Below are 18,730 nucleotides of genomic sequence, written 5' to 3' on the forward strand. Positions count from 1 at the left end.
ATGCCTCCGACGACATTCGTGAACCGTGAGATCACCAGGGAAGATAAGCTCCTCGCTATGGTCGCCAGCGTACCCTCGGAACCTCACGCTGATCCGCATGATCTCAGCACTGTCTCGTCCGGTGCCCGCTCGGACGAGACCGCGCTGGCCTATGCCGTGCGAGAACTGGAAGAGTTGATCGTCGGCCAAGCCGAGGCGGGCGACCAGCTGCCAGCAGAGGCGTCACTGGCGGAGTCGCTCGGCGTCAGCCGCCTCACGGTCCGCGAGGCACTCAAGGTTCTGGCCGGCCAAGGTCTCGTTGAACTGAGCCGCGGACGACGACCCACCGTCCGTCAACCCGACAGCAGCGTGATGTCGCGCTTCTTGAGCGTTGCCATCCGACGCGACTCACGTTCCGTGCTCGAGCTTCTCAACGTCCGCCGCTCACTCGAGGTGCTGTCGGCCTCCGAGGCTGCGAAGCACGCCAGCAGGGCGGCGCTGAGTGCGATGAGTTCGGCGCTCGGCGAGATGCAGCGCTCTGCGGACGGGCTGGACGGATCACCCGAGAGCATTGCCCGATACAACACCGCCGATGTCGAGTTCCATGAAGCTCTGGCCCTGGCCAGCGGCAATCGCATGCTCTCCCTGCTCCTCGAAAGCCTGGCGTCGTCGCTGCACCACAGCTTCACGCAGAGCTTCCACGGCTTTATAGCGGCAGGCGGAGATGTCCAGGATGCCGTGGAAGAGCACCGCCACATCTTCGAGCTCGTCTCTGCCGGCGATAGCGCCGGCGCGGAGAAAGCCATGAAACGGCATCTCGAACGCACCGCTCGCGACCTGCAGCTCACGCTGAACGGGTCGGGGCCCGCGAGGTAGCCTCCCACTCCCCTCAGCCCCGCTTGACGCGGGCGCTCTTCTTCTTCAATCAAAAGAAAACCGGTTACATGATGTGTTCAGCAGATACGGCAGCCTCCCCAACGAGCATTCTGGGCACGCGCCAACCCGCTTTCGGCAGAGTCGCTCCCGCGCGCTCGCATCTGACCAGCGACGCGGAGCGGGTTGATCTCAACGGAGAGTGGTGGTTCCGCCTCACTCCACGAGCCACGGCGCCCCTCGACTTCATCTCCCCCGATGATCCGGTTCCCGCAGCGGGGCGGATCACCGTGCCTTCGCATTGGGTGCTGCCGGGGGGCGGCGATCGAGGAGCTCCCATCTACACCAACATCCAGCTGCCGATTCCGCTCGACCCCCCATTCGTTCCCGATGAGAATCCGACCGGTGACTATCGTCGCGAGTTCGAACTGGCCTCGTGGTCGCCTGCGCGCACATTGCTGCGCTTCGACGGGGTGGAGTCTGCCTTCGTCGTCTGGCTGAACGGAGTCGAAGTCGGGGGCAGCACCGGAAGTCGACTGGTACGGGAGTTCGACGTCACGGGATTGCTCCGGCCGGGGCGAAACGTGCTCGCGGTGCGCGTGCATCAGTGGTCTGCAGGGACCTACCTCGAGGATCAGGATCAGTGGTGGCTCCCCGGAATCTTCCGCGATGTAGCACTGCTGGCTCGCCCAGCGGGCTGCCTGAACGATGTGTGGCTCCACACCGACTTCGACCCGGCGAGCGAAGAAGGCACGCTCGGGTTGCAGGTGGACGCGGGCGAGAACTCGTTCCCGATCACCGTCAGCGTCCCCGAGCTCGGCATCGAGCACACGTTTGCAGATCGCACGGCGCTCGACGCCAGTCCCCCGTTGAGCGTTGGGACGGTTCACGCGTGGTCAGCCGAGACGCCACGACTCTATGACGCAACGGTGGCCGCAGCCGGCGAGACTGTGTCCCTGCGCGTGGGCTTCCGCCGCGTACACATCGATGGCGACCGCTTCCTCGTCAATGGCCGTGCGGTGACCTTTCGTGGAGTGAACCGCCACGAGTTCCACCATCGAACCGGACGCGTCTTCGACGAAGCAGCGGTACGAGCGGATCTGCTGACGATGAAGCGCCACAACGTCAATGCGATTCGCACCAGTCACTATCCCCCCCACCCTCGCACGCTGGATCTCTGCGACGAGCTCGGGCTATGGGTGGTTCTCGAGTGCGACCTCGAGACACACGAGTTCTTCTTCGTCGACTGGGTGGGGAATCCCAGTGATGACCCGATGTGGCGTGGCGCATACCTCGACCGCATGCAACGCACCGTCGAGCGAGACAAGAACCATCCGTCGATCGTCATGTGGTCTCTCGGCAACGAATCCGGCACCGGGCAGAACCTCGCAGCGATGGCATCGTGGACGAAGCGGCGTGATCCGAGCAGGCCCGTTCACTACGAAGGCGACTATACGGGCGCATACACCGACGTGTACTCGCGCATGTACCCGACCCCCGTCGAGCTGGCGATCATCGCTGCCGATGAGGGAGATGTCTTCGCGTGTGCACCTGCGGAGGCTGCGCGTGTGAGGTCACGACCCATGGTGATGTGCGAGTATGGCGCCGCGCTCGGGACAGGACCTGGCGGGCTCGACTGGTACGACGAAACCGTGGAGTCCAGCTCGCGGCTGCACGGCGGGTTCATCTGGGAGTGGCGCGACCACGGGCTCGCGGTAGATGACCCGACCCACGGCACATACTTCGCCTATGGCGGCGACTTCGGTGAGCAGGTGCACGATGGCAACTTCGTCATCGACGGCCTCGTGCTCTCCGACGGGACGCCGACGGCCGGACTCGTGGAGTTCGCCGCGGTCTCGGCACCGCTTCGGTTCGCGCGCGACGGCGACAGTATTCATATCCACAATCGGGCGCATTCGCAGAGTGCCGCGGTGTACGTCGTGACGATCGCAGTACACGGACATGATGGCTCCATCGCCCAGGCTGAGCTGCCGACCGATGATCTTCGGCCGGGCCACAAGATGAGCGTTGCCATCCCACCTCACATCCGGAAGGCAGAGGTCACCAACGCCGGGGCATGGATCAGCGTCACTGCGGCGCTTCGCCGGGACGCCCCGTGGGCGCCCACCGGCCACATCGTTGCTCGCGCCGACTTCGACGAGGCGCCCAGCGTGGCGCTCCCCCAGCCTGTGGCGCCCGGCGCCTCAGTGACCGTCCTCGAGGAGCTGTCCTTCGACGCCGCACACTTTGACCCCGCGACAGGTTCGCTTCGCTCTCTGCTGGGGATTGCCGTCGACGGACCGTTCCTCGAGCTGTGGCGCGCGCCGACCGACAACGACCGCGGCAAGGGAGCCGGCTCTTATGAGTTGGGTGCTCCGGAATCGACGCACCGCGGACTCGGGCACGTGCCCGCAGACTCCTCGGAACAACGTTGGCGTCAGCGCGGACTCGACCGGCTTCGCCATCGCGTCACCAGCATCGAGCGCGGCGCTGCCACGCTGAGGGTGGACACCGTCGTCGCGGCCGCGGACAAGGCGGCTCAGCTGCGGGTGAGCTATGAGTGGCACGCCCTGGATTCAGCCAGCCCTCTTCTCCTGGTCGATGTCGCCCCGGATGCCAAATGGGACTCGACGTGGCCCCGGGTCGGTGTGCACTTCACAGTTCCTTCGACATTCGACCATGTAGCCTGGTTGGGCGATGGGCCAGGAGAGAGCTATCCGGACATGGCTCTCGGAGCATGGCTCGGATCTCACACCGGCCATATCGATGCGATGAACACGATGCACGCCCGGCCGCAGGAGTCCGGTCACCGCGCGAACGTTCGCTACCTTGAGTTGCTCGACGCAGACGGCCACGGGCTGAGGATCACCTCGGGCCCCCGGGGGCAGATCGGCCACCCGGGCTTCGTGTACTCACGCTGGTCGGCTGAGGAGATCGACAGGGCGCAGCATCCGTATGACCTCGCCGAATCATCTCGCAATCACCTCTATCTCGATGATGCGGTGCACGGTCTCGGCTCTCGGGCGTGCGGTCCCGATGTCGAGCCGCGACATGCGCTGTGGCCGTCGGCGCGGACGTTCTCTTTCCGGTTCGAGGCGATCTGAGCGGACTACTCGCGGCCGACGGTCGAGATCTCCGAATCGTCCGACTCCGCGGCCGCGCCCGCCGCGTCTGACGCGATCCCCTGATCGGGCACGGTCACGTCGAGGACGGGAAGAGCCGTCGACCGCGAGTTCTTCGGCATCATCGTCGCCGGGAGCGCGGGACGCAGTCTGCCTGCAGCCACCGGCTGCGGGTCGGGTGCCGGTCGTGTCGTCGGCGTATCGTCCTCGAGCAGCGCTGCACGGATGATGCGTCGAGGGTCATACTGCCGTGGATCGAGAGAGCGCCAGTCGACGTCATCGAAGTCGGAGCCCAGCTCGCCCTTGGCGCGGTCGGCGAAGTTTCGCACCAGATCCCGCCCCTGTCGAATCCACTTCTTGGCCGACTCCGCGTATGCCGGGAGCCGCTCGGGCCCGATGATGAGTGCCACAAGGAGGGCGATGAGAAGCAGTTTCTCGATGGTGAGTCCGAAGTACATGATCGTCTCCTAGTCGGCAACGACGGCCTGCGCGATCGCGGCGCCGGCGCCCGGGGAGCGCTCGAGGCCGCGACGGCTGCGGCGCTCTAGGAGCACCGTCACGAACCATGCGCCGAAATACAGCGTGGTGATCGCAGCCATCAGGAGCAGCATCGAGATGACATCCGCGGCCGGCGTCGCAAGTGCGGCGAACACTGCGGATGCGACAACTGCGATGCGCCAGCCACGGAGCAGTCCTTGCGAGCTGACCAGACCGAACAGATTGAGCATCACGAGGAACACCGGCACCGAGAACGCCACCCCGACAGCCAGGATCAGCTTGAGGATGAAATCGTAGTAGTACGTCGACTGCAGATACAGCGCACTCCCCTCGGGAGCGAACGAAGCCATCAACGTGATCGCATGTGGTGCGATCAGCATCCCGGTGAGGCATCCCACGACGAACAGAGGGATCGCCGAGAATGCGAACCCGAGTGTCCACCGCACCTCACGTCGGGTGAGGCCGGGGACGAGGAACAGCCAGACCTGCAGCAACCAGACCGGACCGGCGACGATGGCGCCGACCGCGATGGCGATGCGCAGCCGAAGATCGAAAGCGGCCGTCACTGTGGTGAACGTCAGCGCGGTCAGAGAATCCCCCTGCTCCGCGGCGATGTCGCGAATCGGGGACGCCAGGAAGTGAATGATCGGATCCGTCAGCGCGAAGGCAGCGACGGCGGCAACCAGCAGCGCGATGAAGGAGATGAACAGCCTGCGACGCAGCTCCGCGAGGTGGGCCCCGAGGCGCATCGTCCCCTTGCGTCGGTCACCCTGGCCCCGGCGCGGCCGGACGAGAGTCACCACGTCTGAACCCGCTACGCAGTCGGCCGAGGGCCGGCGGCATGCGGCGCCGCCACAGGCGCGCTGTCGTGCTGCTGTGACGTCTCTGCGACATCCGTGCTCGCCTGGTCTTCCGCTCGCGACTCGCGAATCTCGCCCTTCAGGATGCGAGCGGACTGGCCCACGCTCTTGGCCAGTGCGGGCAGCTTGGCCGCACCGAAGAGAAGAAGAATGACGACGAGAAGGATGATCATGTGCCACCCGGTCAGGTTTGCGAACATCGAAGTGCTCCTTTGCTGTGCGCCCCGCTCCTGTGCGGCGGGCGGACGATGTGATCTGAGTGTAGATCGGGATCTGGATCTGCGCAACCGGTTTTCTAGACCGAGATGGCCCTGGGTACACCGTCGGGTGCCCAGGGCCATCCGGATGCGCTTACTCGTTGACGCTGAACCCCTGGTCCACGCCGTACGCGACGTTCTCCTCCTGCCAGGCGATCAGACCATCGTTGATGTCGCCCCCGTCGAGGAAGACCTGGCCGACGGTGTCTGCGTAGATCGAGTTGGCGTACGCCTGCCACGGCAGGTACTGCCACCCGGCAGGCACGCTCTCGGCCGCCGCGGCGAGGACCTCGTTCACCTTCTGGCCGCCGAAGTACTCCGACTCGGTGTCGAGGAAGGCCGGGTCCTCGAGCTGAGCTCGCGTCGTCGGGAAGCCGCCCGATTCCATCACGATCCCCACGGAGGTGTCGCTCGTGTTCAACCAGCGCAGGAACGCAGCCGCGAGCGCCTTGTTCTCGCTGACCTCGAGGACGGCCTGCCCGCTTCCCCCCTGTTCTGCACTCACGGGGTCACCGCCGTCGTATGTCGGCATGGGTGCGACCCGCCAGTCTCCCGCGCCCTCAGGCGCGGCGCCCGACAGCAAGCCGGCGAACCACCCACCGGCGACGACCGTCGCGATCGTTCCGTCGCTCAGGGCCTTGCCCCACTCTTCTGTGCCGCCCGGGATCATCGCAAGTTCGTCAGCCTGCAGCAGCTGTGTCCACATGTCCGCCCAGCGCTGCGAGCCTTCGTCCTGAAGATCGATGGTCACGCTCTCACCCTCGGCGGCGAACGGCTGCCCCCCGGCCTGCCAGATCATGCCGAGACCCAGCCCCGAATAGCCGCCATCATCATTGGTGATGAAAGAGCCGTCCTCCTTGAGCGTCGCGGCCGCCGCCAGATAGTCATCCCACGTGGCAGGCACATCCAGGCCCGCCTCGTCGAACACTCGGGCGTTGTAGAACATCGCCATAGGACCCGAATCCTGCGGCAGCCCTCGCAGGACGCCGTCGGCAGAGACCTGGCTCCACGTTGATGCGGTGAAGTCATCCTCGAGTTCGTCCATGCCCAATGCGGAGAGGTCTGCCAGCTGACCCGGCAGCACGAACTGCGGGAAGGACTGGTACTCGAGTTGCACCGCGTCGGGTGCGCCATTGCCCGCCGTGATCGCGTTCTGCAGCTTCACGTTGTGATCTCCGGCAGACGTGGTGTTGACGAAGTCGACCGTGACATTCGGGTACTCCGCTTCGAACGCATCGACCTGCTCCTGAGTCCACGGAGCCCATCCCCAGTAGGTGATCGTCCCGCCCTCTTCAAGCGCGGCATCGAGCTGGGACATGTCCGTCGCGCCGTCGGACGAGGATCCATTCCCACCAGCCGTGCCGTCTTCGGCCGCGCAGGCCGCGACGCCGCCCATCACCAGTGCCGCCGCCGCTACTGCGCCGAGCGTGCGCACTGTTCGCTTCATTCTGACGTGCATATCGCTGTGTGTCCTTTCACTCTGAGGGGAAGGGTGCTGATCGAGCAGTGTCCCCTTCGTCACTGCTTGACCCCTCCGGCGCCGAGATCGGACTGCCAGTAGCGCTGGAGGAACAGAAATGCCGCAATGATCGGCGCGATCGTCAGGAGAGAGCCAGTGATGACGAGGTTGAAGATCGGATCCGCGCCTGACCCGACACCCTGCGCATTCCACTGCTGCAACCCGATCGTCAGCGGGAACAACGCCGGATCACTGAGCATGATCAGCGGGAGGAAGTAGTTGTTCCACGTCGCGACGACCGCGAACAGTGCGGCTGTCACGATCCCGGGGACCAGCATGCGCACCGAGATCGTGATGAAGGTCCGCACTTCCCCCGCGCCATCCACTCGAGCCGCCTCGAGAATCTCATTCGGGATCGCATCGGCGGCGTATACCCAGATGAGGTACAGCCCGAATGGCGCTACCAAAGAGGGGATGATCACCGCCCAGATCGTGTTGGTCAGTCCCACCGCGCTGAACATGAGGAAGGTGGGGACGGCAAGTGCTGTCCCCGGGACGGCGATCGCGCCGAGAATGACGGCGAACACCAGCTTCTTGCCCGGGAACCGGAACTTCGCGAGCCCATAGCCTCCGAGCGTCGCCAGGATGGTGGCACCCCCCGCGCCCAGGACGACATAGAGGACGGTGTTCCCGAACCACCTCAGGAAGATGCCGTCGTCGTAGGCGAGCGTCGCCGCGATGTTGTCGAAGAAGGCGAACGGTCCGGAGAACCACAATCCGAAAGACGTGATCAGCTCGGTCTGCGTCTTCGTCGAGCTGATCAGCAACCACGCGAGCGGGAGCAAGGAGTACAGAATCGTCAGGCCCATCGCCACGCTGAGCACGAGCGAGGAGCGTCGGCGCGGCCGGTCGCTCCGACGCAGTCGCGCGCGCGCTCCCCTTGTGGTGATCGCGCGCGTGGACTGGTCGATCGCTGAAGAGGTCATGACCGCAGCGCCTCCTTCGCGCCGCGCAGTTGCACGACGTAGGCGATCACGGCTGTGATGATCCCCATGATGATGGCGACCGTGGCCGCGTAATTGAACTGCTGACCGACGAAGCTCAGGTTGTAGGCGTACATGTTCGGCGTGAAGAAGCTCGAGATCAGTGTGGGAACGAGTGTTTGAAGGATGTTCGGCTCGTTGAACAGCTGAAAACTTCCGATGATCGAGAAGATCGTCGCGATGACCAACGCTCCCCTCAGTGCGGGGAGCTTGATGCTCCAGGCGACCCGCATCGCCCCTGCGCCGTCGATCGCCGCCGCCTCGTACAAATCGCTGGGGATCGTGCGCAGCGCGGAGTAGAAGATGAGCATGTTGTACCCCATGAACTCCCACGTCAGGATGTTCCCGATAGCTGGGAGAATCCAGGCCTGAGACAACGGATCCAGCAGTGGTGCGCCGAGCACCTCGTTGATGTTGCCGGTGAGTCCATAACGCTCGCTGTAGATGAAGCCCCACATGAGCACGGCGACCACACCGGGAACGGCGTAGGGAAGGAAGATCCCGATGCGGTAGAAGCGCGCACCCGCCAGACGTCCGCTGTCGATCGCCAGCGCCGCGAACACCGCAACTGCCAGCATGATCGGCACCTGCACCAGGAGGACGAGGAGCACCCGTCCCAATCCGCTCCAGAGCTTCTCGTCTGCGAAAGCCCGAGCGTAGTTGTCGAGCCCCACGAACGCGGTCCCGCCGATGAGCTGCGTCTTGAACAAGCTCAGGTAGACCGCGTAGAGCAATGGGGCGATGAACACCAGCGCGAACACGATGAGAAATGGTGCGAGAAACCCGAGTCCCGCTCGAGCCTGGGAGCGCTCGATTCGCCCGCGTCCACGTCGCGAGGGCGGCTCACGGCGAGTCGTTGCTGGCTCGCGCGGGGGCGATTGGTGAATTGTCGACATTGACCGTCCCATCGTTAAACCGGTTTCTCGAACGTATCAGATACCCATGGGGCCGTCGATCCGCGTAACGAACGGCATCGCGGGGAGCTCTCCGACGGTGTCAGCGCGTGATCGTGTAGGCGAGCGTGTACGTCCCGGGGCCGATCTCGTACTCTTCGTGCGGCTCAGGACCGCATGCGCCGTTGCCGAGACCGCGGTGGGCGGCATCCAAGCTCAAGATCAGATGAGGATGCTCGGTGAGTTCCGTTTCGTGCGAGGAGTCATACAACTCTTCCGCGGTATGCCGAATCGCTGAGAAGGAGAACGGCTCCCCTGAAGTCTCGATCCGCAGTCGATCTCCCTTGGCTGGGTCGATCAGTTCGACCCAGCGGACGTCTGTACGCAATCCGTACTCCTGAGGAACGAGGTAGGGCTGAGAGTCGATGCCGGCCTCCCAGAGGCCGATCATGCTCCCGCGCTTGCGGTCCACGTAGTTTTCTCCCGGCCCTCGACCGAACCAGCGCATCCTGGTGAATCGAGGGTCGATCTCGTAGCGGACCCCCACGCGAGGCAGTCCCGCCAGGTCGTTGGGGATCGTGAAGGTATGCGATTCGTGGCCGGGCTGGACCTCGCGGTCGTACTCGATGAGGTCCGTCGGTGCCATGCTGCCGATCCCCTGTTGCAGCCACTTGTGCAGCCGCTGGCTGCCCTTGGATTCGGCGGCCGCCCACTCGAGCATGAGCTTGAATCCATCGTTGTCCACCGCCGCCCGCCACAGCTGCGGCACAGGGCCCGCGACGATGGCTCCGTCAGCGACGGGTGCGCCTGTCGACCGGCCGCCGATCGGGCTGTCGACGATGTACTGGTCCCAGGCGACGAGATGGTCCGCCTCAGCGAACCACCTCGCGTCGCGCAGGTACCAGCGGACGGTCAGCACGCCCCCGAGGTCGTGCGGAAGGGCGATGGGGAGAGGGACGCTCCGATGCTCACCCGGTGGCACATCGACGCCCTCCAGGTCACCTGAAATCTCTGTGTCGCCGTCGGTGAAAACCCAGCGTGCGTACAGGTCGTCCAAGGATGCGAATGACCGACGGTTCTCTACGAGGAGGTGGCCATCCTCGACCCACGTCGCCACGGGGCGATAGACCCACGACACCTCTGTCATGGCGGGATGAGGCGTCAGGTCAGAGGACACCAGTCCATCCGCGATGAAGTTTCCGTCATGAGGGTTGTCGCCGAACATGCCTCCGTAGTGCAGCCGACGATCGGCGGCGTCAGGATGACGGAGCCCATGGTCTTTCCACTCCCAGATGAAGCCTCCCTGCAGCCCGGGGTAGGAGTGGATCACGTCCCAGTAATCGGCGAGCGAGCCATTCGCGTTGCCCATCGCGTGGCTGTACTCGCACATGATGAACGGCCTGTCTGCGCGGCCGTCCGCCACAGCGCGCCCGTAGTCGGCCACCTCGGGGACGGTGGGATACATCGGGCACACCACATCCGTCGCGTGACGACCGCCGTCGATCCACCCCTGCGTACGAATCGCATCCTCGTAGTGGAGCGGTCTGGTCGGCTCTGAGCGGCGCACCCAGGCGGCCGCAGCGTCGTGATTGGCTCCATAGCCGGACTCGTTCCCGAGGCTCCACATGATGACGCTGGGGTGATTCCTGTCACGCTGCACCATGCGCGCGACGCGCTCCACCCACGCTTCTCGATACTCCGGACGGTCACACACGTGCCAGTTGTAGGCGTGCGACTCGATGTCCGCCTCGTCGACGACATAGAAGCCGAGCTCGTCGCACAGGTCCAGGAACTCCGGACGGTTCGGGTAGTGCGCGGTCCGGATCGCAGTGATGTTGTGGCGACGCATCTGCACGAGGTCTGCGCGCATGTCATCCACGGTGACCGCGGTTCCGCGATCGGGGTGGTGGTCATGTCGGTTCACGCCGTGGATCCAGACCCGCTGGCCGTTGACGAGCAGATCAGGGCCGTCAATGACGACTCTCCGAAAGCCCACGCGCTGAGTGACGGTGTCGAGGACGTCACCCTCGGGGTTCAGGAGATCGATCACGCAGGTGTAAAGCGTCGGGCTCTCGGCGCTCCAGGGCTCGACAGCGAGCGCGTCGAGACTGAGGGTGCCGCCGACGTCCGTGAACTGATAGGTGGTCGTGTGATCGACATCGACGGGCGCTGTTGCGGGGTGCGCGGCAACGACGGAGGTGGTCGCGTCACCGATTGTTGCGCGCAGCGACCATCCCGCCTCCAGTCTTTCCAGAGCCGCGACGGCACGTACGTGCAGCGACCCGGTGCCCGCCGTGGGATCCCAATCGGCTTCCACTCGCACGTCTTCGAGGCGATCAGCGGGTCTGATCATCAGGTGCACTGGGCGGTGGAGCCCGGCCATCCACCACGCATCTTGATCTTCGATGTAGCTGTGCGCGCTGAAGCGGACCACGACGATAGCGAGTTCGTTCTCACCATCGCGAACCTGGTCGGTGACGTCATACACGCTGTCGAGGCGAGCATCCGTTCCGTACCCGATGAACTGGCCGTTGAGGTAGACGACGTGCACGCTATCGGCCCCGCCGACACAGATCCGAATGCGCGAACCGGCCGGATGCTGTGGCACCTCAAACGAGCGCCGATAGACGCCCGCGGGGTTGCGGGCCGGCAGGATCGGTGGCGGCCCGTCGAAGGGCATGACAATGTTCGTGTAGTGCGGGAGGTCGCCCACACCCTGCAAGGTCCAGTTGCCCGGCACCGCGACCTCGTGCCATCCGACGGCGTCCGTGTCGCCCGTCAGCGCATCGACCGGAACGTCGTCCGGCGTATCGAACAAGCGGAAGGACCACGTGCCATCCAGCGTGATATCGCTCGCCTCAACGCCGCGGGTCGTCATGGGGAGCCGCCCGATGGCCGTCTGTGTGGGGTCTGTCCAGGGTCGGAAAGGGCCGACGACAGGAAGCATGCTTGTCCTCAATCTTGGGTGCGCCGAGGGAGCCGAGGCGCGGAGAGCGTCGGCTTCGTCGAAGCGGTGGGGGTTTTGTGCCGGTATGCGGTGGTGCGGTCAGGCCGCGTCGAGAGCGGTCAGGCCGGTGAAGTCGAGCTCCACGCCGTGGCCAGGTCGATCAGGAGCCGTAGCGAAGCCATCGGTGATCTGCATGGGCTGAGCGATGAACTCGTCCAAACCGAAGCCATGGGCTTCCATGAACGTGCGGTGCGGAGCCGCGGCGAGCGAGTGAATCGTCAAGTCGTGCACACCGTGCGACGTGAGGCTGAGATTGTGTGCTTCGGCCAGCGCCGCGACCTTGCGGAACCCGGTGTATCCGCCGATGTTACTGACGTCGGGCTCCGGCAGCGTCAGCGCGGAGCGTTCGATCGCCTGAGCGAAGTCGTAGATCGTGTGCAGGTTCTCCCCGGCCGCGATCGCGTGCTGCCCGTGCGCGACGATACGCGCATTGCCGGCAAGGTCGTCGGGAATCGTGGGCTCCTCGATCCACGTCAGATCGAAAGGCAGGAATGCCCGCGAGGCGCGGAGGGCCTCGTCGACGTTCCACTTCATGTTGGCATCCACCATGAGCGGGAATCCCTCGCCCAGGTGTTCGCGCATCGCAGCCACGCGCGCCACATCTTCACGCAGATCCGCTCGACCGACCTTCATTTTGATCGCCCGGAACCCCTGTGCGCGGAATCCGTCAGCTTGCTCGAGGAGGCGCGTGAGCGGGAACTCCAGATCGATACCGCCGGCGTACACCGGTACCCGCGGGTCGTATCCTCCGAACAGCTTCCACAGCGGCATCCGGGTCTTCACACCGATGAGATCCCACAAGGCGATATCGACAGCCGAGATCGCAGATGTCTGGTGGCCGCCGCGACCGGCGTAGTGCAAGCACCACCACATGTCCTGCCAGAGGCGCTCGATCTGATCGGCGTCCTTCCCGATGAGACAGGTCGACAGATCCTTCTCGATCATCGTGGCGACGGCAGCACCGCCGTGATTCACGGTGTACGTGTATCCGACTCCGGTGGCACCATCGCTGTCATCGATCCGGACGGTGATGAGCTCGAAGTCCATCATGACGCCGTGGGTGCTGTCGGTGAGGTGGTTCGCCAGCGGCACGCGGTAAAGGTCGGTGCGCACACGTTCGATGATCGCCATCAGCGTGCCCCGTCCGCGAGTTCGGCAAGCTTCGCCTGGAACGCCTCGTTGCCCTTCTCGGGGCTCACCCCGAGCTCGTACTTCAGCTTCTGGGTCTCGTCCGCGCGGAACGCCTTGAGGTAGCCCCACTCGCCGGTGACGTCGTGGCACAGCCCCCAGCGCAGACCGTCCAGTGGCACCTGAGTAGGTGCGTCGAGCCGCAACGGACCCGCCGCGATCGGCGGATTCGGGACGTATGACTGAATCTCGAAGTTCACGCCGTCAGCGGCGTACTGGATCGTGTTTCGCTCCGGTCCATCGGTGGTGAGCAATGCCGCCACGCCGCCGTCGTGCAACCACAAGCACGTCTCGTGGCCGCTGTTCGTGATGGGGTTCAGCTCGGACCGCGTGTACGGCCCCTCGATGTGATCCGCGATCGCCACGCCCCACTTCGTCGAGCGTCCACCCGAGGTGAAGCGCTCCCCCATCTGCTCGCCCTTGTAGTACAGGAAGAACTTTCCGTTCAGAGGGAGCAACAGCGGGTCGTGCACCTTGTGACTGTCGAAGTCGCCTTGCGAGAGCACCGCGAGGCGGTCATCCTCCTCTCCCGCCCACTCTCCGTTGGCTGCCGGCTCTAGCAGCGGCGCCGAGACTTTGGTCCACGGACCCTCTGGCCGATCTGCTGATGCCATGGCGATGGATTCGAAGCTCCGCAGCCGGTAAGGGGATTGCACTACCTGGTACACCAGGTAGTAGCGCCCTTCATGCTCGAGCACCTCTGGAGTGAATACGGAACGGTCGTCGTACTCGCCCGATGCGCCGACTCCGACGGCCCTGCCTTCTTCTACCCACTCCACGCCGTCCACGCTGGTCGCGTGCCAGATCTCAGACCAGTCCCACGGGAACACCTTGGCGCGCGGGTCGGCTGTGCCGAATCCCACGGCGTCGCCCGTCGACTTGGTGTACCAGACGTGGTAGGTACCGTCCTTCAACAGAACGCTGGAGGGGTCTCGGCGGTGAACGCCTGGTTCGGGAACGAGACCAGTGATGTCTTCCTCGGTGAAGTCGCAGAACCACTGCGGGTCTGATGAGTACGCAGCAGCTCGCTGGCTCGCGGTGCTGAGCATGGGCTTGGGCATAGCTCGGATGGCCTTTCGGTCTTACTTGATTGCGCCGCCGACGCCGCCGATGGAGAAGTATCGGTTGAGCGCGGCGAAGATGATGACAGGTGGGAGCAGCATGACGACAGACATGGCCATGACCGGCCCCCAGTCGGTGGAGTTCTGCTGGAAGAAGTACTGCAGGCCGATCGGAAGAGTGAAGTTGTCTTCGCTGCGCAGGAACACGACAGCCACGAGGTAGTCATTCCAGGCAACCAAGAAACTGAAGATCGCCGCCGACAGAATGCCCGGATACGAATTGCGCAGCACGATACGCACGAAGGCGCCGAAGACGCTCGCTCCGTCGACCCAGGCGGCCTCTTCGAGTTCGAACGGGATGCTGTCGTAATACGACGCCATCATCCAACAGGTGACTGCCATGCTTCCGGCGATGAAGATGATTGCAACGCCTGTCAGGCTGTCCGCGAGGCCCAGGCTGGCGAAGACAACGAACAGTGGAATCACAATGACGATCACCGGCAGACCCTGCACGACGAACAGGGTGAGGGAGTAGCCCCGCGCAAAACGGTTCCTCAGCCGCGAGAGGGGATATCCGGCCATCGCGCCGATGATCACTCCGAAGACCGTGGTCCCGAGAGTCACCATCAGGCTGTTCGTCAGGTAGGTGAAGACCGGAGTTTCGGTGAAGATCTCGGTGAAGTTGTCGAACGTCCAGATCGTCTCGCCCGAGAGCGTCTGCCCGCCCTGGAACGAGAGCACGATGATGTTGATGATAGGCGTGAGGATGAGCGCCGTGATAATCGCCATCACCGCGAACGTTATCCACCCGCGAATGCGTTGCTTGCGCTCGAACCGCGAGGTCGGTCGGGCTTGCGCGCGCCGGGCATCGTGCCGGGCGATGACCAGGTTCTGAGTTTCACTCACGATTGCGCTCCGATCAGTTCGCGAGGGGGGCGCGATTGATGCGCCGGAAGAAGTACACCGATACCGCCACAATCACGATCGTGATCAAGAAGGCGACGGCCACGCCGTAGCCGGTGCGGAAGTCCTGGAACACCAGTCGGTAGGCGAACACGACGAGAGTGTTCGTCGCCCCGACCGGACCTCCCCCTGTGAGGAGATAGATCGTGGGGAAATCGTTCACGGTGAAGATCGCGGCGAGAACCCAGCTGATATAGATCGGCTTCGCGATGATCGGCAGGATGATGTGTCGCAGCTTCTGCCACGCAGTTGCCCCATCGATGCGCGCGGCTTCCTCGACGCTGTGGTCGACCGACTGCAGCGCTGCGTTCATCATCAGCAACATGAAAGGAAAGCTGCCCCAGATCTTGAAGACGATCACCGTGATCATCGCCCACGTGGGGTCGGCGAGGAACTGCACGTCCCCGAATCCCAGTGCGCGAAAGAGAGTAGGCACGGGGCTGCTCTGAGTCGCGACCAAGAAGTTCCAACTGGTCGTGGATACGACCACCGGCACGACCCATGGCAGAAGGAGAAGCAGTCGAAATCCCGATCGACCGGGGAACGGATTGCGCAGCACCAGAGCGAACGTCATACCGATGATCCAGCTGACTCCGACCGAGACGACGGTGAAGATCAGGGTGAACCAGGCGGCGTTCCAGAATGCAGGATCCTGTAGTGCCGTCGCGTAGTTCTCCAGCCCGACGAAATCGCCGGCGCCGGTGATCCCTCCATCATGCAGTGATTGCCCGATGGCGAACACGAGAGGGTAGGCGTTGATCGCGACCAGGAGGAGGATGGACGGCGCCAGGAGCGCCGCCATGGTGGTAGTCCGTCCAGGCGAGAGCGAACCCCGCGGTCCCGCGGGCCCCCTTCCGCCAGGCACCAAGCCCTTACGGGTCGGTCGCTTGGTCAACAATCGTTCCGTCGTCGTCATTTCTCCGCCAGCTTCTTTACTCTCGTGCTCGCCATCGTCGGCAACTACATGACCTTTTCGATCTCGTCCTGCAGCGTCTGCATGATCTGCTCAGCGCTCTTCTCCGCCTGGATGACCTCCTGAGCCCAGGTGGTGATCGCCTGGCCACCGTCGACGGCGTTGACCTCCGGGAAGGCCTGGTCTGCGTTCGAGAACAGCGGACGAGCAACCGGCAGCCATTCGTCGATCGCTTTCACCAAGTTGCGGTTCTCCTGCACTTCGGGCAGATCCACCGTGCTCTGGAGGACGGGGATCTTGTTGAGCACGCCGAGCTTCCAGTACTCCTCCATCGCGCTGAGGTAGTAAATCGCGAACTCTTCGACGGCCTCGACATCCCAGTCGCCGCGACCCGTGTACATCATGAGGTCGCTCGTGTAGGCCTGTGTACCGTACGTGCCATTGGGGCTTGCGAGTGGGCTTCCGATGAGCGTGTCCGCTGCCAGCTCGGGATCCTCGAGGGAATTGTCCAGATCAGGGGGCAGGATGGACATCGCGGCCTTGCCGGCGATGAACTGCTCGTTGACGTTCGCGACCGAGTAGCTCACGCTACCGGGATCGAAGATGCCGTCGATCGACAGCATCCGCATGAACTCGACTGCTTCAAGGTTGCGATCGGTCATCGTGTCGGGTTCGCCCGCAGCGTTGAAGAGGCCGCCCTCGTTGTTGAACACGATCGACAGCAGCGTCTGGTACGCGTTGCCGCCGCCTCCTCCTGAAGCGATCATGCCGTAGACGCCGTTCTTCTTGAGCGCGAGCCCCGCGGAGTGCAACTCATCCCACGAAGTCGGCACATCGACCCCTGCAGCCTCGAGGAGCGACTTGCGATACCAGAACATGCGCGCGTCGACGTTCCACGGCAGGGCGGTGTGCACCCCCTCATACGAGAACTGATCGATCGTCCCGGGCAGGAAGTCGCCGATCTTCCCGCTGGCCTCGAGCTTCTTCAGCACGCCGTCGGCGGGGTGAATGGCGTCCTGTACGTAGTACTGGAGCGACTGAAAGGCGCCGCCGGTGCTGATCGCGGGACCTGTGCCCGCCGCAACCGCGGAACTGAACGTCTGCAGCCAGTTGTTCCACGGGATCGACTGATAGGTGGCGCCCGGGAAGTCACCGCTCGGCGAGTAGCTCTTGGTGATCGACTTTCCGGCATCGATGTACGCCTGCGCAGGCGACCCCCACGGCATATCCCAGAACGGCAGCCGGGACGAGCCTCCGCCGCTGCTCGAGCCTCCTCCGCCAGGGGAGCAGGCGGCGAGAACGGCGATGCTGGCCGCACTCATCCCACCAACCAGAAAACCTCGACGGGAGATCCCCCGAGGGTCGAAAGATGACTTCGTCATTGCAATCCCTTTCAATGCGTCATTGCGAATGCAGGTGTGGTACTACCGATCAGGGAACCGGTTTTCCAGAGTGTAAGCGGAAGAGTGCGCAGCGCGCAACCCCGGGCGCGAGTTGGCGTCAGTTCGTGATGCGGGGCGCCGCCACCGACTTGCGCTCCACAACTCGATATCCGTCTGGCAGTCGATGCTCCGCCGGCCGCTGAGTGGCAAGTTGCTCAACGAGCGCATCGACGGCAGCGACGCCGAGAGCATCCAATGGCATCGCCACCGTCGTCAACGGCGGGTCGAGATACTCTGCCACGGAGAGGTCGTCGTACGCGATCACCGACAGGTCTTGCGGTACGCGCAACCCACGCTCCCTCGCAGCCTTCAAAGCACCAACGGCCTGGCCGAATGTCGAGGCGTAGATGGCCGTCAGCTCAGGATGCGCCGCCAAGAGCTGATTCGCTGCTTCGAAGCCGCCACGCTCACTGAAGTCTCCGTGCGCGATGCGTGCGGCATCGAGACCAAGAGATGTCATGCGATCAACAAATCCTTCGCGTCTCGAACGCGCGGGATGCAGATCGGGCGGACCGGCCGTGAGCCCGATCGCACGATGACCATGCGAGTGCAGAAAATCGACGGCCAGCGCGCTCGCCCCGTGCATGTCGAGCCCGATGTTGCGGCCGGAGCCTTCGACTTCGCGGTTCACGAAGACATGTGCCACCGAAGCGGGGTCTTGCATGAGCCTGTCCACCATGGGGTTGCCCGGGCGCGCAGAGGCAACGAGCAGGCCATCGACGCGTCCTGAGACGACGAGCTCGGCGTAGTCGTCCGGGCCGGCCGGCGCATCGGGCGTGTCTTCAGCGATCAGCAGCACATAGCCATGCTCTTTCGCACGCCGGAAGGCTCCGCGCATGATCGCGGCGTACACGGTGTTGGTCAGGTCCGGAATGAGAAGGGCGAACGCACCCGTGCGCGACACCGAGAGAGCTCGTGCGCCGGCATGCGGCCGATACCCCAGCTCTTCCGCGACAGTCTTCACCCGCTCCCGGGTCTCAGGTCGGATCCGCAGGCTGCGGTCATCGTTCATGATGCGCGAGACGATCGACTTCGTCACCCCGCTTCGCTCAGCGACATCCACGAGGCGCGCACGGCCACGGAGCGTCGAAGCCGCAGCATCCGGCGATTCGCCCTTGTCCATCTGCGATTCGCTCATTCGGCCCCCTGCTTCATCGCCACTCCCAGCCGAT

The 18,730-nt window shown here is 64.2% G+C and carries 15 protein-coding genes; 2 read left to right on the forward strand and 13 right to left on the reverse strand.

The genetic code is table 11. The annotated features are described in order from the left end of the window. Together O1W71_RS14400 and O1W71_RS14405 are read left to right on the forward strand one after the other, a co-directional pair. Entirely contained in the window at positions 1-855 is an 855-nt protein-coding gene (locus tag O1W71_RS14400) for a FadR/GntR family transcriptional regulator (protein WP_269268514.1), read from the forward strand. Between the two features lie 71 nt (positions 856-926). Then, on the forward strand, positions 927-3,956 hold the full coding sequence (locus tag O1W71_RS14405; RefSeq protein WP_442924565.1) for a glycoside hydrolase family 2 TIM barrel-domain containing protein: 3,030 nt from the start codon (positions 927-929) through the stop codon (positions 3,954-3,956). Between the two features lie 5 nt (positions 3,957-3,961). On the opposite strand, the gene O1W71_RS14410 is transcribed toward O1W71_RS14405, so the two are convergent. The 13 genes from O1W71_RS14410 to O1W71_RS14470 all read right to left on the reverse strand — a co-directional run bounded on the left by O1W71_RS14410 (position 3,962) and on the right by O1W71_RS14470 (position 18,696). Next, entirely contained in the window at positions 3,962-4,432 is a 471-nt protein-coding gene (locus O1W71_RS14410) for a hypothetical protein (protein WP_025104833.1), read from the reverse strand. Between the two features lie 9 nt (positions 4,433-4,441). After that, positions 4,442-5,275, reverse strand: coding sequence for a twin-arginine translocase subunit TatC (tatC, locus tag O1W71_RS14415; protein ID WP_331282659.1), 834 nt, complete (start codon positions 5,273-5,275; stop codon positions 4,442-4,444). An 11-nt stretch (positions 5,276-5,286) separates the two neighbouring features. Next, positions 5,287-5,532, reverse strand: coding sequence for a Sec-independent protein translocase subunit TatA (gene tatA, locus O1W71_RS14420; protein ID WP_269268517.1), 246 nt, complete (start codon positions 5,530-5,532; stop codon positions 5,287-5,289). A 151-nt stretch (positions 5,533-5,683) separates the two neighbouring features. Next, positions 5,684-7,036, reverse strand: a complete 1,353-nt coding sequence (locus O1W71_RS14425) for an ABC transporter substrate-binding protein (RefSeq protein WP_269268518.1) — start codon at positions 7,034-7,036, stop codon at positions 5,684-5,686. 71 nt (positions 7,037-7,107) lie between these two features. Next, a complete protein-coding gene (locus O1W71_RS14430; RefSeq protein ID WP_442924516.1) occupies positions 7,108-8,034 on the reverse strand; it encodes a carbohydrate ABC transporter permease in 927 nt (308 codons plus the stop codon). After that, entirely contained in the window at positions 8,031-8,987 is a 957-nt protein-coding gene (locus tag O1W71_RS14435; RefSeq protein ID WP_442924518.1) for a carbohydrate ABC transporter permease, read from the reverse strand. The genes O1W71_RS14430 and O1W71_RS14435 overlap by 4 nt, the downstream gene beginning before the upstream one ends. A 100-nt stretch (positions 8,988-9,087) precedes the next feature. Then, positions 9,088-11,862 (reverse strand): glycoside hydrolase family 2 TIM barrel-domain containing protein, encoded by a 2,775-nt coding sequence (locus O1W71_RS14440; protein ID WP_269268520.1) that lies wholly within the window; start codon positions 11,860-11,862, stop codon positions 9,088-9,090. A gap of 168 nt (positions 11,863-12,030) precedes the next feature. After that, on the reverse strand, positions 12,031-13,122 hold the full coding sequence (locus tag O1W71_RS14445) for a mandelate racemase/muconate lactonizing enzyme family protein (RefSeq protein WP_269268521.1): 1,092 nt from the start codon (positions 13,120-13,122) through the stop codon (positions 12,031-12,033). Next, positions 13,122-14,240, reverse strand: coding sequence for a glycoside hydrolase family 117 protein (locus O1W71_RS14450; protein WP_269268522.1), 1,119 nt, complete (start codon positions 14,238-14,240; stop codon positions 13,122-13,124). Before O1W71_RS14450 ends, O1W71_RS14445 begins: the two co-directional genes overlap by 1 nt. Before the next feature lie 21 nt (positions 14,241-14,261). After that, positions 14,262-15,146, reverse strand: coding sequence for a carbohydrate ABC transporter permease (locus O1W71_RS14455; RefSeq protein WP_269268525.1), 885 nt, complete (start codon positions 15,144-15,146; stop codon positions 14,262-14,264). 13 nt (positions 15,147-15,159) lie between these two features. Next, complete coding sequence (locus O1W71_RS14460) at positions 15,160-16,119, reverse strand: carbohydrate ABC transporter permease (protein ID WP_269268526.1); 960 nt, start codon at positions 16,117-16,119, stop codon at positions 15,160-15,162. A 44-nt stretch (positions 16,120-16,163) separates the two neighbouring features. After that, positions 16,164-17,438, reverse strand: coding sequence for an ABC transporter substrate-binding protein (locus O1W71_RS14465; RefSeq protein WP_269268527.1), 1,275 nt, complete (start codon positions 17,436-17,438; stop codon positions 16,164-16,166). Positions 17,439-17,616: 178 nt separating this feature from the next. Then, complete coding sequence (locus O1W71_RS14470) at positions 17,617-18,696, reverse strand: LacI family DNA-binding transcriptional regulator (protein ID WP_269268528.1); 1,080 nt, start codon at positions 18,694-18,696, stop codon at positions 17,617-17,619. Positions 18,697-18,730: the final 34 nt, after the last annotated feature.

The organism is Microbacterium sp. H37-C3 (genome assembly GCF_027157935.1).
Lineage (GTDB): Bacteria > Actinomycetota > Actinomycetes > Actinomycetales > Microbacteriaceae > Microbacterium > Microbacterium plantarum.

Excerpts from the sequence above, each read along its gene's own strand:
- O1W71_RS14410 (WP_025104833.1), bottom strand. The coding sequence starts at position 4,432 with ATGTACTTCGGACTCACCATCGAGAAACTGCTTCTCATCGCCCTCCTT.
- O1W71_RS14430 (WP_442924516.1), bottom strand. The coding sequence starts at position 8,034 with ATGACCTCTTCAGCGATCGACCAGTCCACGCGCGCGATCACCACAAGG.
- O1W71_RS14405 (WP_442924565.1), top strand. The coding sequence starts at position 927 with ATGTGTTCAGCAGATACGGCAGCCTCCCCAACGAGCATTCTGGGCACG.
- O1W71_RS14465 (WP_269268527.1), bottom strand. The coding sequence starts at position 17,438 with ATGAGTGCGGCCAGCATCGCCGTTCTCGCCGCCTGCTCCCCTGGCGGA.
- O1W71_RS14450 (WP_269268522.1), bottom strand. The coding sequence starts at position 14,240 with ATGCCCAAGCCCATGCTCAGCACCGCGAGCCAGCGAGCTGCTGCGTAC.
- O1W71_RS14425 (WP_269268518.1), bottom strand. The coding sequence starts at position 7,036 with ATGAAGCGAACAGTGCGCACGCTCGGCGCAGTAGCGGCGGCGGCACTG.
- O1W71_RS14460 (WP_269268526.1), bottom strand. The coding sequence starts at position 16,119 with ATGACGACGACGGAACGATTGTTGACCAAGCGACCGACCCGTAAGGGC.
- O1W71_RS14435 (WP_442924518.1), bottom strand. The coding sequence starts at position 8,987 with ATGTCGACAATTCACCAATCGCCCCCGCGCGAGCCAGCAACGACTCGC.
- tatA (WP_269268517.1), bottom strand. The coding sequence starts at position 5,532 with ATGTTCGCAAACCTGACCGGGTGGCACATGATCATCCTTCTCGTCGTC.
- O1W71_RS14440 (WP_269268520.1), bottom strand. The coding sequence starts at position 11,862 with ATGACGACCCGCGGCGTTGAGGCGAGCGATATCACGCTGGATGGCACG.
- O1W71_RS14400 (WP_269268514.1), top strand. The coding sequence starts at position 1 with ATGCCTCCGACGACATTCGTGAACCGTGAGATCACCAGGGAAGATAAG.
- O1W71_RS14470 (WP_269268528.1), bottom strand. The coding sequence starts at position 18,696 with ATGAGCGAATCGCAGATGGACAAGGGCGAATCGCCGGATGCTGCGGCT.
- O1W71_RS14445 (WP_269268521.1), bottom strand. The coding sequence starts at position 13,122 with ATGGCGATCATCGAACGTGTGCGCACCGACCTTTACCGCGTGCCGCTG.